Annotated in this window: 15 protein-coding genes; 10 read left to right on the top strand and 5 right to left on the bottom strand. The window is 43.7% G+C overall.

Translation table 11 applies throughout. The features are described from left to right. Nucleotides 1-9: 9 nt before the first annotated feature. From IDJ75_RS02450 to IDJ75_RS02460, 3 genes are all read right to left on the bottom strand, one after another. Nucleotides 10-330 carry a hypothetical protein gene (locus tag IDJ75_RS02450; protein ID WP_191174025.1) on the bottom strand — a complete coding sequence of 107 codons (321 nt, stop codon included), beginning with the start codon at nt 328-330 and terminating at the stop codon, nt 10-12. 1 nt (nt 331) lies between these two features. Then, nucleotides 332-808: a ferritin-like domain-containing protein gene (locus tag IDJ75_RS02455; RefSeq protein WP_191174026.1), complete on the bottom strand. Its 477-nt coding sequence runs from the start codon at nt 806-808 to the stop codon at nt 332-334. A gap of 185 nt (nt 809-993) precedes the next feature. After that, a complete protein-coding gene (locus IDJ75_RS02460; protein WP_191174027.1) occupies nt 994-1,770 on the bottom strand; it encodes a DNA-formamidopyrimidine glycosylase family protein in 777 nt (258 codons plus the stop codon). Nucleotides 1,771-1,898: 128 nt separating this feature from the next. On the opposite strand from IDJ75_RS02460, the gene IDJ75_RS02465 reads away from it, so the two are divergent. From IDJ75_RS02465 to IDJ75_RS02480, 4 genes are all read left to right on the top strand, one after another. Beyond that, a complete protein-coding gene (locus IDJ75_RS02465; protein ID WP_191174028.1) occupies nt 1,899-2,957 on the top strand; it encodes a type III polyketide synthase in 1,059 nt (352 codons plus the stop codon). Between the two features lie 4 nt (nt 2,958-2,961). After that, on the top strand, nt 2,962-3,453 hold the full coding sequence (locus tag IDJ75_RS02470) for an isoprenylcysteine carboxyl methyltransferase family protein (protein ID WP_191174029.1): 492 nt from the start codon (nt 2,962-2,964) through the stop codon (nt 3,451-3,453). Between the two features lie 44 nt (nt 3,454-3,497). Further along, nucleotides 3,498-3,959 (top strand): hypothetical protein, encoded by a 462-nt coding sequence (locus IDJ75_RS02475; RefSeq protein ID WP_191174030.1) that lies wholly within the window; start codon nt 3,498-3,500, stop codon nt 3,957-3,959. A 75-nt stretch (nt 3,960-4,034) separates the two neighbouring features. Then, nucleotides 4,035-4,475 (top strand): hypothetical protein, encoded by a 441-nt coding sequence (locus IDJ75_RS02480; protein ID WP_191174031.1) that lies wholly within the window; start codon nt 4,035-4,037, stop codon nt 4,473-4,475. A gap of 67 nt (nt 4,476-4,542) precedes the next feature. Here the strand turns inward: IDJ75_RS02480 and IDJ75_RS02485 are convergent, their stop codons facing one another. After that, on the bottom strand, nt 4,543-7,563 hold the full coding sequence (locus IDJ75_RS02485) for a glycosyltransferase family 117 protein (RefSeq protein ID WP_191174032.1): 3,021 nt from the start codon (nt 7,561-7,563) through the stop codon (nt 4,543-4,545). Between the two features lie 245 nt (nt 7,564-7,808). Here IDJ75_RS02485 and IDJ75_RS02490 point away from each other — a divergent pair, with 245 nt between their 5' ends. The 3 genes from IDJ75_RS02490 (at nt 7,809) to IDJ75_RS02500 (ending at nt 12,505) form a co-directional block, all read left to right on the top strand. Continuing rightward, on the top strand, nt 7,809-9,449 hold the full coding sequence (locus tag IDJ75_RS02490; RefSeq protein ID WP_224746455.1) for a capsule assembly Wzi family protein: 1,641 nt from the start codon (nt 7,809-7,811) through the stop codon (nt 9,447-9,449). 261 nt (nt 9,450-9,710) lie between these two features. Continuing rightward, on the top strand, nt 9,711-10,964 hold the full coding sequence (locus tag IDJ75_RS02495) for a DUF2130 domain-containing protein (protein ID WP_191174033.1): 1,254 nt from the start codon (nt 9,711-9,713) through the stop codon (nt 10,962-10,964). 476 nt (nt 10,965-11,440) lie between these two features. Continuing rightward, the gene (locus IDJ75_RS02500) at nt 11,441-12,505 is read left to right on the top strand and encodes a M20 family metallo-hydrolase (RefSeq protein WP_191174034.1); all 1,065 of its coding nucleotides are present in this window, start codon (nt 11,441-11,443) and stop codon (nt 12,503-12,505) included. On the opposite strand, the gene IDJ75_RS02505 is transcribed toward IDJ75_RS02500, so the two are convergent. Next, nucleotides 12,502-12,972 (bottom strand): hypothetical protein, encoded by a 471-nt coding sequence (locus IDJ75_RS02505; RefSeq protein WP_191174035.1) that lies wholly within the window; start codon nt 12,970-12,972, stop codon nt 12,502-12,504. The two genes, IDJ75_RS02500 and IDJ75_RS02505, sit on opposite strands and share 4 nt — an antisense overlap. A gap of 146 nt (nt 12,973-13,118) precedes the next feature. On the opposite strand from IDJ75_RS02505, the gene argH reads away from it, so the two are divergent. The 3 genes from argH to IDJ75_RS02520 all read left to right on the top strand — a co-directional run bounded on the left by argH (nt 13,119) and on the right by IDJ75_RS02520 (nt 15,465). Further along, complete coding sequence (gene argH / locus IDJ75_RS02510) at nt 13,119-14,453, top strand: argininosuccinate lyase (RefSeq protein WP_191174036.1); 1,335 nt, start codon at nt 13,119-13,121, stop codon at nt 14,451-14,453. A 41-nt stretch (nt 14,454-14,494) separates the two neighbouring features. Further along, nucleotides 14,495-14,695, top strand: coding sequence for a YwbE family protein (locus IDJ75_RS02515; RefSeq protein ID WP_191174037.1), 201 nt, complete (start codon nt 14,495-14,497; stop codon nt 14,693-14,695). Nucleotides 14,696-14,778: 83 nt separating this feature from the next. Further along, nucleotides 14,779-15,465: a DUF1345 domain-containing protein gene (locus tag IDJ75_RS02520; protein ID WP_191174038.1), complete on the top strand. Its 687-nt coding sequence runs from the start codon at nt 14,779-14,781 to the stop codon at nt 15,463-15,465. Nucleotides 15,466-15,509 lie beyond the last annotated feature (44 nt).

A 15,509-nucleotide genomic window follows, 5' to 3' on the forward strand; every position in this document is an offset into this window, starting at 1 on the left:
TTTGTATAACTAAAACAACGGGTCGGCCTTGCCTGAATTTGGTACCAATATCTTACTCAAATTGTACTGCCTTTCCGGTTCATCGTCGCCTTTTATCAGGCCTTTATTAAACAGGCCCTCCAATATTTCGCGGGTTTGCTGAAGGTGCGTAGGTTTATCTGTTTTAGGTTCAAATTCATCCATTTTGGCAGCAACCTGCGGCGCTGTAGCATACTCCAATTGTGCTAAAGCATACACTACGTTATCCTGTAACGAAGCCGCTGCATCGTACTTATGCGGTACGTGCAGGGGCTTGTAATCTTTTAAAAAATCCTGATCGGGGCTGTCCATATTAAGCTACTTGTTTAAATGAATCGCGCAGCGCTTTAATGGCATCGTGCGCTAATTTTAAGCCGTTCATGTGGGTGTTAAGTAAGGCAACAACCTTTTCATCTTCCCATATCAACTCTTTATCGTCGAGCGCTTTACGGTATTCGCTTTTGGCAATATCCTCGCCATATTCACAGTCTGACAATATGGAATGGTTGTCCTTTTTAGTAAAAGTCGACTTTACATCCATCCAGGCATGGTAAAATTTACCGGATAGGGTGGTGCCATCTGTTGGTTGGCCGCCAAGCAAGTGTATATAATCATTTAGTTGATTAACGTAGCCTTTACTTTGGTCGGCATAACCTTCAAAAACGCCTTTTAGTGACGCATCATCTGTGCCCTCAATGGCTTTTTGGTAGCCAGCTATACGGTCGTTATTTATCTTGATCAGATCGTTCAATGCCGAGATCTGATGTTGTATATGTTGTAATGTTCCCATAGTAGTATATGTTTGTACAGGGTGAACACGTCGTAGAAGTTAAATGTTTTAAGTTTATAGAAAATTTGGAGCGGCGCAAAATCCACCATGTCATTGCGAGCGATAGTGTGGCAATCTGATAGGACAGGCGGATATGCTGAGATTGCCGCGTCGCTACGCTTCTCGCAATGACACGTTTCATTATCCTACTTATACAACTCCTGCTCCTCTGTATAATACGTTTTCCGCGATGCCTCATCTATCAGTATCGGCGCACCTTTGGGGCTATGTTTCTTTTTTGAATTATGGATTAGCATAAAATCGCGAACCTCGCCGGCAATAATATCCGGGTTGCTTTTGATTATCTGTTTTTCGGCATCCTTTAAAACATCGTGAATGGATTTTACAAGGTCTTTCACCTTATTATCCGGTATCTTGTTACTTACCGAAAATGGCGAGATACGGGCATCCCAAAGGATCTCATCAGCATAGGCGTTACCAATACCACGAATGATCTTTTGATCGAGCAGTACGGTTTTAACATTGGTTTTCTTTTTGGCAAGGATCGCTTTCAGGTAATCAACCCCGGCATCGTCAGCCAAAGCGTCCGGTGCATCCTTTGGCTCCTGATTTAACGTAGGAGCCGCAATGCCCTGAAAATCCGTCAGCACCAAGCCGGTATCATCGGTAAACAATAGCTCGATGATAGGATACTTGTTGTCGCTTTTGCCTTCAAACATAAACAGCTTGCCGTGCAGCATCAGGTGCAGGCCAAGCACATCACCCTTGCTGAACTTAAAGAATAGCTCCTTGCCATCGCGGTAAACCAAGCTTAGTTTTTGGCCGCGCAGGGTATCTTGCAGTTCTTTGTGGGTTACATTAAGTTTGGGCGCTTTATGCACGGTAACTTCTTTGATGGTTTTACCATTTAGTTTTTTATCAAGGTTGTGGCTAAATACTTGCAGGTCGGGTAGTTCGGGCATGATGTGGCTGTTTTTTGTACTAATGTAAAAGCTTAGTGGCAAATAAAACAATAGCGCATATTAAAAGTTGTCAACCAAAGTAACTTTTATAACGTATCTGTTGTAAAGGCTTATTTAATAAACGTTCCATGCCACATATAGCAGCAGTAGCAAAAATTGACCTCCCCGATAAAACCGACCAGCAAGCCGTGAAAGAGCAGGCGCAGGCCATGTTCTCCGTATATTTTCCGCAGGCTGCAAGGTTAATGCCTGCGTTTGATAATACAGGCATTGTTACCCGTAATTTTGTAAAGCCATTAAGCTATTACGCCGAAACCACCACATTTAAGCAACGTAACGATGAGTATATTAAGCTTTCGCTGCAATACTCGGTTGAAGCTATTGAAGCGGTTATTACCAAGGCCGGGATTAACAAAAATGATATTACCGATATCATCTTCGTATCTACCACCGGGCTGGCAACGCCCAGTATGGATGCACTCATCATTAATCAAATGCAGCTTAACCAAAACATAAACCGTACACCGGTTTGGGGGTTGGGTTGCGCAGGTGGTGTATCGGGAATGGCAAAAGCCAATACAGCGGCAAAGGCAAACCCCGCTGCGGTAGTGCTATTGGTAGCAGTTGAGCTTTGCTCGCTTACATTAATAAAAAGTGATTACAGTAAAAGTAATTTTATTGGGTCAAGCTTATTTTCGGATGGGGTAGTGGCTTGTATTATAAAAGGAGATAACCACCCGTTGGCAAAACAGCAAGTGCAGATTAAAGCAGCCTGCAGTAAGTTATACTACGATTCGTTAGACGTAATGGGGTGGGATTTTAGGGAAGACGGCTTTAAGGTGGTTTTCTCAAAAGATATCCCGACGTTTATTCATCAAAGTATTAGTGCCGATATTGAAGCTTTTTTAGCAAAGCAGAGTTTGCAACTGGGCGATGTCAAAAACTTTATCTTTCATCCCGGAGGGAAGAAGGTATTGGATGCTTATGTTGACGCCTTGCAGATAGAAGGCGATTTTTTAAAGAACACCCGCGAGGTAATGAACAATTACGGCAATATGAGCAGCGTTACCGTATTATATGTGCTGGAAAAATTCCTGGAAACGGGTTTTACAGATGGCTACGGACTGATGCTGGCCATGGGCCCTGGATTTAGCAGCGAAATGGTTTTACTGGATATGAAAAACTAAGCCCATGATATTCATCATATTTATACTGTTCCTGATATTTCAGCGCCTGGCCGAGTTATATGTGTCATCCAAAAACGAAAAATGGCTGCTCAGAAACGGCGCTGTGGAGTACGGCAAAGAACATTACCCTTATATGGTAGCCATGCATACACTGTTTATCATCTCTATTATTGCCGAATACCTCTGGCGGGACGGTACCGTAGTGAGTTACCCGCTTATTATTCTTTTCTTTTTGTTAATTGTTATAAAAGTGATTGTGATATCAACCCTGGGCCATTACTGGAATACCAAAATTTACAAAGTGCCAGGTACCCGGCCTGTTGCTACCGGTATTTATAAATACATTAAGCACCCCAATTATATTATTGTGGTATGTGAAATTGCTATTATCCCGCTGGCGTTTGGGTTGTATTACACGGCTATTGTGTTTACTATATTGAATGCTTTGATGCTTACCGTGCGCATTAAAAAAGAGAATGAGGTTTTGGCGATGTGAATATTTAACTGATTTGCTTTAGCTTAGCATATCAGTTAAAATCTATGCCAAACCAATTTGAAACCCTCTTTGATGAATCGTTTGATACCTTTAAGGTATTTGATAATCTCACTATAAGCGAAGTTGATAGCCCACCCGCTCATTCGCCCAAAACCATCTGGCAAATTATAAATCATCTTACCGCATGGCAGGGCCATCAACTTGCCCGATTGAGGAATGCCGGCTATAATTTGCAGATAGACGAGGATGCTACCTGGATAGATAACACCAACGCAGCTACCCAGGTTGAGTTGGATAACAAGACGGTTTTTTTCGACCAACAACTTGCCGACCTGAAAGTCGAAATCCAAAAGTTTGATATGGCTGATGCCGGTATTATACAAAAACTAAGGCTGGTGCAAGACCTTTCCGTTCACTTATCCTTCCATGTTGGCGAGGTTATTTTAATGCGAAGAATAACCGGAAATTACCCATTGCCGCACCAGATGAAAGACTTTTTAGGTTAATTAAGACGAAATTAATCGATATGTTTGTGTAACAAAGCAGCACAGTTGCCATCCAAAACAAACAAACTAAAATAAATGAAACTAAAAATCATTACCGCAGTAGCAGCAACCGTATTGCTTTCTGCCTTCACCATTGTTACTTCTGAAAAAGACGTGATCGGCTCATGGAAAATTGACGACACATCAATTGATAAAACAGTAAAAAAGGTAATTGCCAAGGCCGTTGAGGCTAACCCCGGCGCCGAAGACCAGATAGAAGCACAGAAAGACATGATCGTTTCTATGGTACAGGGCATCAGGTTAAACATTAAAGCCGACCATACCTATGAAACTGTAAGCCCGCAAGGCAGCAAAGGCGGCAAATGGGCATTGACAGGTGAAGGTAAAACCATGGAATTTACCAAAGAAGATGGTACCGTACGTAAAGACGTTATACTTGAATCGTCTGCTACGCGCCTTAAAGTGATAAACGGCGACCTTGCCGATACTATCCTTTACGTTCACCCGAAACAATAAATAATCTTATAAACAAAAAGCCCTGCAGTTATATTCTGCAGGGCTTTTTGTTTATAAGGGCGCTTTATTATTGCTGCCCTATTATTGGTGCAAACTTGGTTGCATAGTCTTTTAGTTGTGCTTCCAGTTTATTGCTTATGGCGGTTTGTTTTGCTGTTTTGGCATATTCGGCCATGCCGTTTAATACCTGCATGCTTATTTGCACGTCGCGTTGGTTTACACGGTTCATGTCGTCTTTAAGCAGGTAAGCATTATAGTCAAGCTGGTCTACCAAAAATTTATCAATGTTGTTCACAAATTTATTGCCCAGCGCGGTATCATTAAGCTGGTAAGCAATCTGCGCCAGGAACATTTTACGTGCTGCTACATCAATATACGGGTAAAGGTTCTCGGGCAACTCATCATCGCATTTGTGCAATACTTTAAGCGCCATATCAGGGTGGCCCTCATTTACAAGGTTATGTGCCAAATCTAAAAAAGTACTCAGTAATACCGGGTAAAACATATTTGTTGATTCATGGTCCAAATATTTGGCAGTTTTAAATTTGCCGTATTTAAACTTGTTCATCATGTTATCATACATCAGCAGGCTGTTGGTTTTGCTTAGCTGATCGTGGTTCGCAGTATCAGCCTTTAAAGGTAACAGGCGGTAGGTAAAACCTTCCTTATACAGGTAAGGCTGTAAGCCAATCAGGTTGCTGTTGCCAATGGTGGTGGTAAAGCAAATAGGCCTTTTCCAGTTATTATGCGCCAGTATATCTATCAACGCCAGCTGATCTTTAGTTACATAGTTTGAGGTGTATTTCCACTCAATGCTGCTGGCCAGTTTGTCTATCTGATCTTGCGTAATAACCTTGTTCTTCATCACATCATCTGCATTAACGGTGATCTTGAAGTTTTTGGTAGGCAGGTAATTTACGCTTTCGCCGCCCTGGTTTTGCCCCTGCATGCTCTTGTCATCCGAGGTGATAAAATCAAAAACCTCTTTCAGTTCAACAGGGCCGGCTATTTTGGCATCGTTATAATATATAACATCCCTTACGCCATCTTTATACTTATCATAAGGCATGGTAATAGGCAGCGGTTCAGACGCGTTCATCTTTTTCTGCATCTGGCGTATATACCAATCGCCGCTAAACAGGCTCAGGTTAACAATACGCACATCCGGGCGGATGCCTTCTACTTCCTGGTCGTACCATAACGAGTAGGTGTCGTTATCGCCATAAGTAAACAATATAGCGTTTGGCGGGCATGATATAAGGTAGTTATACGCCATATCGTGCGGTGTCATTTTGGTTGAGCGGTCATGCCCCGGCCATTCCTTAACGGCCATCAGCACAGGGGCAACCAGCAAACAGATACCTGTAGCGATATATGCCGATGTACGTGCGTTCACCTTGCGGCGGATACCGTCGGCAATGGCAATAACCGAAAGGCCTATCCAAATAGCAAAGGCATAAAACGAGCCTACATACGAGTAATCCCTTTCGCGCGGCTGCACGCTTGGCTGGTTAACGTATAACACCACCGCAAGCCCGGTGAAAAACCAAAGCAGGGCTATGATCAGCGCATCTTTCTTTTTACGCTCGATCTGGTAGACCATCCCTATCACACCTAAAATAAACGGCAGGGCGTAAAGTGGCGTATAAGTGGGGCTATCTACAACAGACTTTGGCAGGTGCCTGCCCCCGTCAAATATGCCGCTGGTCCAGTTACCGTCAATACTTTCAGTGCTTTGCTGGCCATCCTGGTCATTATAACGGCCAACATAATTCCACAGAAAATAGCGGAAATACATCTGGTAGATCTGCCAGCTAAACATCCATTTCAGGTTATCTGCAAAAGTTGGCGCCTGCCCTTCGGGTATTTGCAGCCAGCCGCGGTAAAAGCCTACGTCGCCGGCATCGGTGCTATACATACGTGGCAAAATGGTAGTATGGTCGTATTTATAGTCCGTACGTTTCCCTGCAACCTCATATTTATCTTTCCCTTTACGGTAGATGGTACTGCCTTCGGTTTGGTCTACTACCTGCGCGTCAAAGTACGGGCCGGTTAATAGCGGGTTTTCGCCATACTGGATACGGTTTAAGTAACCATAAAGCGTAAAAGCATTGTCGGGATGCGAGTTGTTCAGGTTGGTGTTTGCCGATGCCCTGATAGGGATATAAGCGAACGAACCGTACCCAAAATAGATGAACGCGATACACAAAAACGCCAGGTTTAACTTTGGTTTGTTTTTGCGGATGCTGTATATAATACCGGCAACAATACCGGCAATAAGTAATATGAAAAAGAAGAAAGCGCCGCTGCCAAAGCCAAGCCCAAGTGAGTTTACGAAGAACAGATCAAAAAAAGCGGCGAACTTAATAGTATAACCCCTGATGCCGTATTGTACAAAGCCAAGTATGGCAATACTTATAAAGAAAGCTATAAAGGCACTTTTTACAGTTACGTTTTTATACCTGCGGAAATAATACACCAGCGCTATAGCCGGTATAGTTAACAGGTTTAACAGGTGGATGCCAATAGAAAGCCCCATAACGTAGGCAATAAATACGATCCATTTGTCGGCGCCGGGCTCGTCGGCATGGGCATCCCATTTTAGTATTGCCCAAAACACAATAGAGATGCAAAGTTGTGATAAGGCGAAAACGATGGTCTCGACAGCCGAGAACCAGAACGTATCGGTAAAAGTAAAGGCAAGTGCGCCAACTAAACCTGCGCCCATAATAACGGTAGTTGTCGCATCGCCAAAATCTTTTTCGCGGTTGGCCAGCAGCTTTTTGGCCATAGCGGTTATCGTCCAGAATAAGAACATAATGGCAGCGCCACTTGCAATAGCCGAACCCATATTGGTAAAATAAGGTACTTTGGTATTATCGCCCAGCGATAGCAGCGAGAAAACTTTACCAAGCATGGCAAACAACGGGTAACCCGGCTGATGCGATACCTGCAGCCTGTATGCGCACGAAATAAATTCGCCGCAATCCCAAAAACTTACTGATGGTTCTAATGTTAAGATGTAGGTTGCTGAAGCTATAACAAAGCAAAGCCAGCCAAAAAGGTTATTAATTTTATTGTATTGCATTCCTGAAAAGGTAAAATTAAGCGGGGCAAATATCAGTATTTTTTATAGGTATGGTAATATAATAAACCGCAACGTAAATAAATTTAACAGAATTTAACTGTTTAGTAAGGTTTATTGGTGCAATTGAATAGATATTTTATCAGCAAACTACTAACCATGTATCCCTTTTAGTCTACTAAAGCTTAGATTCAATTTTAGAGTTTAGAATTTTAGAATTTAAATAAATAACACTTATTTTGTTGAGTATGCAAAAAAACTATACAAAGCTGGAAGGTAAAATTATTTTACTGTTGTGCGTAATTATGTTATCGGCGGCGGCAAGTAAGGCGCAATCGGTTTATTTACCGCAATCGTACCAGTTGTATCAAAAGTTTAATGCCGATGTATATTCAAAAGGCAGCAGTTTGCATACTTCGTTACGCCCTTTTTTGATGGATAGCGCACTCACCAACAGGTATAACCAGCTGATGGGCGTTGGGGTAGACAGCACCCGTAAAAACTGGTTTCTGCGAAAAATATTTAATGAGCATTTAGTAGATGTTAAAGCTAAAGATTACACCTTTTACGGCGATATATTATTAGATAACACCTTCGGTAAAGATTTTAAGGATAAATCTACCGAGGCTATAAACTTTAAACCAATTGGCTTTGGCCCAAATGCCAGGATAGGTTTAAATACACGTGGCTTTCAGTTTGGCGGTACAGTAGGCACAAAATTCTCTTTTTATACCAGTGCGTTCGAGAACCAGGCATCCTTCCCTGATTATTATACCGATTACGTAAAATCGATAGGTTTTGTACCCGGCCAGGCGTATGACCGCTCTCCGGGCAAAAGCTACCGCGATTACTCATACGCCACGGCCATTATATCTTACACACCCATTAAACAGCTTAACATTACCTTGGGGCAGGATAAAACCTTTATAGGCGATGGTTACCGTTCCTTATTGCTATCAGATTACGCTGCCAATTACCCCTTGCTGCGCCTTACCGCCAATGTAGGCAAAGTGCAGTACATGATGATGTGGGCTTACATGCAGGATAAAAACGAACCCAAATTTGATAGCTTTGGCAGTAACCGCCGCAAATGGGGCCTGTTCCATTATTTAGATTGGAATGCTACCAACAGCCTGTCGTTAGGTTTTTTTAACGCCTATATAGTACCCGAGGCCGACGACCTGGGCAACCGCCGTGGTTTCGATGTTAACTTTATTAACCCCCTTGTTTTTGCAAGCGGCTTAGGCCCTTCATCGCAACCGGGCAATGCGCTGGTAGGTTTTACAGGCAAATACAAAATATTTGATAAAACGGCTTTATACGGCCAGTTACTTATAGACCGCATTAAAGCTACCGATGCCTTTAAAGGCAGCACCAATGGTTACCAGGTGGGTGTACGCGGGGCTGATATTTTTGGTGTGAAAGATCTGAATTACCTGCTTGAATACAATACTGTTAAGCCATATACTTATGCTGATACAAAATCTATCAGCGCTTATACCTACTTCAGTCAGCCCCTGGGCGATCCGTTTGGCGCCAACTTCAGGGAGTTGAATGGTATCATAAACTACTCGGCGGGCAGGTTTGATTTCCAGGGGCAAGTGATGTATGCCAAATACGGGCTGGATGCCACCGGCGAAAACAATGGCAAGGATGTTACCAAGCCGTTGGTGCCAACGCTTACTACAACCAGCGTAGGGCAGGGCATCAATACTAACCTGTATTATGCAGAGGGCACGGTAGCCTTCGTGGTGAACCCTAAATACAACCTGCGTTTTGAACTGGGCGGTATCTATCGTAGAGAATCAAACAGCATTGGCACTAAAAACGCCGCTATCATCTCCTTTGGTTTAAGAAGCAGCTTCAGGAACTTGTATCACGATTTTTAATGTTGATCTTTTAACCACACAGGTCGCGTTTTTAACCACAGAGGTCACGGAGGTTTTCACAGAGAGCCACAAAGAGAATAATTTAATAACTCACGCAAAGACGCAAAGCATATCAAATTATTGTGTCTTAGCGTCTTTGCGTGAAACTCAAAAAACCTCTGTGAACTTTGTGTTTTTTACTCTGTGCTCTCTGTGGTAAAAAATCCAATCCATCCTAAAACCAACAAAATTCCCGTTATCTTTGATATTCTATTTTAAATTATGGCTACAGAAGTTAAGTGCCCCAGCTGCGGACATGGTTTCCCTATTGAGGAAGTTATGGCCGAGGAATATAAGCAGCAGCTAAGGCTGAAAATGCAGGATTACACCCGCCAGAAAGAAGAAGAGTTTCAGAAAAAGGAAGCAGATTTTACCAATCGCGAGAAAAAACAACAGGAAGCTTTTGAAGAGCGCCTTGCCGGCGAAAAGAAAGCCCTGCAATTAACGTTGGAGGAGAACCTGCGCAAATCCATCGCTTCAGATTTTGAGAACCAGTTGCTGATGCTGCAAAACTCTGTAAACGCCAGCGCCGAAAAGCTGAAGGAATCTCGCCAGAAGGAACTGGAGTTTTTAAAGCGCGAGCAATCCCTTAAGCAAAAGGAAGATGAGATGGAACTTGCCCTGCAGCGCAAACTACAGGAGCAGCGTGCCGAACTAAGCGAGCAGATCCGTAAGCAGGAAACCGAAAAATATAGCATCAAGGATACCGAACATCAGCTAAAGGTGAAGGAGATGGAGAAACAACTGGAAGACCAGAAAAAACTGGTTGACGAGATGAAGCGCCGTGCCGAGCAGGGATCTATGCAGCTGCAGGGTGAGGCGCAGGAGCTGATATTGGAGGAACAACTGCGCAGTTATTTCCCGTTTGATCTGATCAGCGAGGTGGGTAAGGGCGTTCGGGGGGCGGATTGTGTACAAACTGTACGCAACCAGTTTGGGCAGGAGTGCGGCCGGATCATCTACGAAAGCAAGCGCACCACGGCGTTTGGCGGCGATTGGATAGACAAATTAAAAAAAGACATGCGTGCCCAGGCTATTGATGTTGCCGTTATAGTAACCCAGTGCTACCCAAAGGGTATGGACTGCTTTGGCGAGAAGGATGGCGTATGGATCTGTAGTTTTGATGAGGTAAAGGCGGTATCCTACATCCTGAGGGATGGTGTAATGAAACTGGCTAACCTGGCAAAAGCGCAGGATAACAAGGGCGATAAAATGCACCTGCTGTATGATTATTTAACCAGCAGCGAGTTTTCTGAACAATGGAAAGCCATCCGCGAGGGATATATGAGCATGCGGGTATCTATCCAAAAAGAGCGCGATGCAATGGAAAAACTTTGGAAGGCCCGCGAGAAACAGCTGGAAAAAGTATTACTGAATGCGGCCCATATTAAAGGATCGATAGAAGGCATTGCCGGTACTGATGTGATACAGCTAAGCCTTGGCGATGAGGATGACGAACCTTTATTATTAGAATAACACATCGCCCATTCAAGCGTCCACGCTCACAAATTTATATTAGCGAAGATGCTACAAAATACGTTGTCAAGCATGGATGCTTGACCCGACGGCAGAGTTGAGATGTTAAATATGGTGGCGATAGTTTGTTAGTAAAGTAGTTTATAAGTGATTGATTATTAGATATTTTATAATCTTCTCGTGCGTTCACAGCAGTGAACGTGAACGCTTTTAACCGCTTTGACAGGTCTTCGACAAACTATCATGACGCATACGCGGGTTGTCATGGTGAGCCTGTCGAACCATAGTGGGTAAGGCTTTTCCGCACGCCCTTCGACAAGCTCAGGGTGACGCCCTCATTTATCTCGTTCTCCTTTATAATCCCGCCGGGATTTTATCACTTATAATGATATAAGGATTTAATCCATCCTTTGTTCCCTTACACCAAAAGCATTACTTTTGCGGTTCACTATTTACGGGAACTATCCCGATAATCTATGGCCGATATATCAGCATTATCGCAACTGGCTTTACAGCTGCTGCAGCAATTAATATCCATACAATCATTCAGTAAAGAAGAAGACCGCACTGCCGACCTGATAGACCAGGTTTTGCAGCAGCACGGTGTTAAAACCCATCGCAAGCTCAATAACATCTGGGCATGGAACAGGCATTTTGATGCATCAAAGCCAACTATCCTGCTCAATTCGCATCACGATACCGTAAAACCTAACAGTGGCTACACCCGCGACCCATACGACGCCAAAATAGAAGATGGTAAATTATACGGACTGGGCAGCAATGATGCAGGTGGTTGCCTGGTATCGTTGATAGCGGTTTTTTTGTATTACTATGACCAGGAAAACCTGAAATATAACTTTTGCCTGGCTACCACCGCCGAAGAAGAGATATCGGGCGTAAATGGCCTGGAACTCATCATTCCCGAGCTTGGCGAATTGAGTTTTGGTATAGTAGGCGAACCTACCCTGATGGACCTCGCCATTGCCGAACGCGGCCTGATGGTGCTGGATTGCACCGCTTACGGCAAAGCCGGCCACGCCGCCCGCGAGGAAGGCGAAAACGCCATTTATAAAGCCCTGGCTGATATTGAGTGGTTCCGCAATTTTAAATTCCCTAAGGAATCGGAAGTATTTGGGCCGATAAAAATGTCGGTAACTATTATCAATGCCGGTTCACAGCACAACGTGGTACCTGCTACCTGTACCTTTACGGTTGATGTAAGAGTGACCGATGCCTACAAGAATGAAGAAGTGCTGGAGATCATCCGCCAGCATGTAAGCTGCGAGGTGAAACCACGTAGTATCCGTTTAAAACCATCATCAATAGATAAGAATCATTCGTTTGTACAGGCAGGTGTATCGCTTGGCCGCAAAACATACGGTTCGCCAACAACGTCTGATCAATCCCTGCTGGATATCTCATCCATCAAAATTGGTCCCGGCGATTCGGCACGTTCACACATGGCCGATGAGTTTATTTATGTAGATGAAATAGGTGAGGGGATAGACCTGTATATCCAGATGCTGAGTAAGATTGTTTAGGGGTTATCATGTATCAAGGTCCGGCCCCGTTTTCTGGTTAACCGCCTAACTATTCCACCGGCAATATTTAATATCAGTACAAATTGCGCGCTAACCGCAAAAAAGAGTAGTAGAGAATAAAGCCAGTAATTGTTTTTTGAACTTTGCAACCTGTACTGCTGGTTAATATTAAAATAGATAATAGCGGCCAGTATAGGTAATATGGTTGCAAACGCATGCGCCCATATCAGTTTTTTAGATAGCAGGCGTTTTTTGATGAAGATATACAATAGCCATATTAATAACAAAAAACCCGAAAGCACACGATAAATAACGTCCGACCATATTACGACAGAAGTATTGTTAATATTTATACTCGTACTTTTATTTGAGAAGAATGAAAATACAAACAATATTATCGAAGCTAAAGCAAATACCTGGAATGGCCTTTTCTTAAAATTAAACGAGTAATATTTTGACGCTTTCATAGGTGCCACCAAAGTAACGTTCTGTTATTAAGTTAAATGAAGCAAATAGTCAACATAATATTATGGATTGGCTATTGGATGTTATGAGTTAGTATATACTCGCTTTACGGTTTCCCGTAAAACGCATTTAATTCTATATTTGCAACATGAGCAAGCTATGGCAAAAAACCACGAACGTTGATAAGCTGGTAGAAAATTTTACTGTTGGCCGCGACCGGGAGCTGGACAGGCAAATGGCCGCTTTTGATGTATTGGGCTCGCTTGCACATACCAAAATGCTGGAATCGATAGGCCTGATGGATGCCGCCGACCTGATGCTGGTACAACAGGAACTAAAAAACCTGTACACCGAGATTGAGAACGATAATTTTGAGATAGAGCCTGACGTAGAGGATGTGCACTCGCAGGTAGAAATGCTGCTTACTCGCCGCATTGGCGAAGCCGGTAAAAAGATCCATAGCGGCCGCTCGCGTAACGACCAGGTATTGGTTGATCTGAAACTCTTTTTCCGCCACCAGTTACAGCAGGTGGTTGCCGAAACCGATACCCTTTTTCGCCAGTTAATACAATTGAGCGAACAACATAAAGATGTGCTGTTGCCAGGCTATACGCACTTACAGGTAGCTATGCCATCGTCTTTCGGCCTGTGGTTTGGCGCTTATGCCGAAGGATTGGTTGACGACCTTGAAATGGTTTTGGCCGCCTGGAAGATCACCAATAAAAACCCCCTGGGCTCGGCAGCGGGTTATGGATCGTCGTTCCCGCTAAACAGGACGATGACCACCCGGCTTTTAGGTTTTGAGAGCCTCGCCCACAACGTGGTTTACGCGCAAATGGGCCGTGGTAAAACCGAGCGTGTTATTGCCCAGGCTTTATCGTCTATTGCGGCAACATTAGCCAAAATGGCAATGGACCAGTGCCTGTACTTAAGTCAGAACTTCGCCTTTGTAAGCTACCCTGAAAACCTCACCACCGGCAGCAGCATTATGCCACACAAAAAGAACCCTGATGTTTGGGAGATAATGCGTGGTAAATGCAACCGCCTGCAAGCCCTGCCAAATGATGTGGCCATGATGACCACTAACCTGCCATCGGGCTACCATCGCGAGCTGCAATTGTTGAAAGAATTATTGTTCCCGGCCTTTGCTGACCTGATGGACTGCCTGCAAATGGCCACCTTTATGCTGCAAAACATCAGCGTTAACAAAAATATACTCGACGACCCTAAATACACCTACCTGTTCAGTGTAGAAGAAGTTAACAAATCGGTGCTGAATGGTACACCATTCCGTGATGCTTACAAACAAATAGGTTTGGATATTGAACAGGGTAATTTTAATCCCGATAAAACAGTTAGCCATACCCACGAGGGCAGCATTGGCAACCTGCAAAACCAGCAGATAACCGAAGCCATGGATAAAGTGATCGGCAGTTTCGATTTTAAAAAGGTTGAAGATGCGATTAGCTGGTTGGTGAAGTAAATCGGTGTAATTAATAGGAATCAGTGGAAATCATAAACAGTATGCACGGACGTAACAGAACAGACATATACCCCGGACTGGAAGTAGATATTATCCTGAAGAAGGATCAGCGCAGCGGCAAGCTTACGCGCGGTGTGGTGAAAGATCTGCTAACCAGTGCGTCTTACCATTCCCGTGGCATAAAAGTACGGCTGGAAGACGGGCAGGTAGGCCGTGTTGCACAAATTGTAGAAGAAGACTAATTTAGTTGATGGATGATAGTTAATAGTTCGTGCCCAAATGTATATTTGAGGCATATAATTATTAAAACTATAACCGTAAGCTAATGAAGCGTGTAACCGAACCTAACAAAAATATACTGCTTCGCTTGGATGCACATTACCGCATATTGCTATCCCTGGTAGCGGGCGTGATCGCTTTTTTTCTTGCCCGGCATAACCCTTCCATTCCGGCCGTTACCCTAATCATCTGGATAACTATAGCATTAACCATAATTGTATTAGACTGGGTGATCATTTTATGGGCACACCCCAAGGAAATACGAAAAATAGCCAGTTTGGAGGATAGCAGCCGGGTAATGATCTTTATTTTTGTAATGATAGCCTCGTTGGTTAGCCTGGTTGCGATGTACCTGCTGCTGAAATCATCAAAAGGGGAGTCGGAGAGTACTGTTGCAGGATATATTATTTTAGCGATGACAGCGGTAGTTATCTCCTGGTGGTTGGTACACACCGTGTTTACCATGCGTTATGCACACCTGTTTTATACTACTGATGAAAATCGTAAATTGGTGGGAGGGCTGGAGTTTCCGGGTAATGAAAAGGAACCCGATTATTTGGATTTTGTGTACTTCTCCTTTGTTATCGGCATGACATTCCAGGTATCCGATGTGGAGATCTCATCCAAGCGTATCCGCCGGCTGGCCTGGATGCATGGGCTCATAGCCTTTGCGTTTAACACAGCCATTGTGGCATTGAGTATCAATGTGATATCAGGTTTGGTGTCGAAATAAGTGCTGCTTATTTCCCGAAACCGTTATTGCTGTAAGCTACGGAG

It is taken from the genome of Mucilaginibacter rigui (assembly GCF_014773275.1).
Taxonomy (GTDB): domain Bacteria; phylum Bacteroidota; class Bacteroidia; order Sphingobacteriales; family Sphingobacteriaceae; genus Mucilaginibacter; species Mucilaginibacter rigui_A.

What these genes read in the sequence shown, in the direction of transcription:
- IDJ75_RS02450 (WP_191174025.1), bottom strand. Translation starts at nt 330, where the DNA reads ATGGACAGCCCCGATCAGGATTTTTTAAAAGATTACAAGCCCCTGCAC.
- IDJ75_RS02455 (WP_191174026.1), bottom strand. Translation starts at nt 808, where the DNA reads ATGGGAACATTACAACATATACAACATCAGATCTCGGCATTGAACGAT.
- IDJ75_RS02460 (WP_191174027.1), bottom strand. Translation starts at nt 1,770, where the DNA reads ATGCCCGAACTACCCGACCTGCAAGTATTTAGCCACAACCTTGATAAA.
- IDJ75_RS02465 (WP_191174028.1), top strand. Translation starts at nt 1,899, where the DNA reads ATGCCACATATAGCAGCAGTAGCAAAAATTGACCTCCCCGATAAAACC.
- IDJ75_RS02470 (WP_191174029.1), top strand. Translation starts at nt 2,962, where the DNA reads ATGATATTCATCATATTTATACTGTTCCTGATATTTCAGCGCCTGGCC.
- IDJ75_RS02475 (WP_191174030.1), top strand. Translation starts at nt 3,498, where the DNA reads ATGCCAAACCAATTTGAAACCCTCTTTGATGAATCGTTTGATACCTTT.
- IDJ75_RS02480 (WP_191174031.1), top strand. Translation starts at nt 4,035, where the DNA reads ATGAAACTAAAAATCATTACCGCAGTAGCAGCAACCGTATTGCTTTCT.
- IDJ75_RS02485 (WP_191174032.1), bottom strand. Translation starts at nt 7,563, where the DNA reads ATGCAATACAATAAAATTAATAACCTTTTTGGCTGGCTTTGCTTTGTT.
- IDJ75_RS02490 (WP_224746455.1), top strand. Translation starts at nt 7,809, where the DNA reads ATGCAAAAAAACTATACAAAGCTGGAAGGTAAAATTATTTTACTGTTG.
- IDJ75_RS02495 (WP_191174033.1), top strand. Translation starts at nt 9,711, where the DNA reads ATGGCTACAGAAGTTAAGTGCCCCAGCTGCGGACATGGTTTCCCTATT.
- IDJ75_RS02500 (WP_191174034.1), top strand. Translation starts at nt 11,441, where the DNA reads ATGGCCGATATATCAGCATTATCGCAACTGGCTTTACAGCTGCTGCAG.
- IDJ75_RS02505 (WP_191174035.1), bottom strand. Translation starts at nt 12,972, where the DNA reads ATGAAAGCGTCAAAATATTACTCGTTTAATTTTAAGAAAAGGCCATTC.
- argH (WP_191174036.1), top strand. Translation starts at nt 13,119, where the DNA reads ATGAGCAAGCTATGGCAAAAAACCACGAACGTTGATAAGCTGGTAGAA.
- IDJ75_RS02515 (WP_191174037.1), top strand. Translation starts at nt 14,495, where the DNA reads ATGCACGGACGTAACAGAACAGACATATACCCCGGACTGGAAGTAGAT.
- IDJ75_RS02520 (WP_191174038.1), top strand. Translation starts at nt 14,779, where the DNA reads ATGAAGCGTGTAACCGAACCTAACAAAAATATACTGCTTCGCTTGGAT.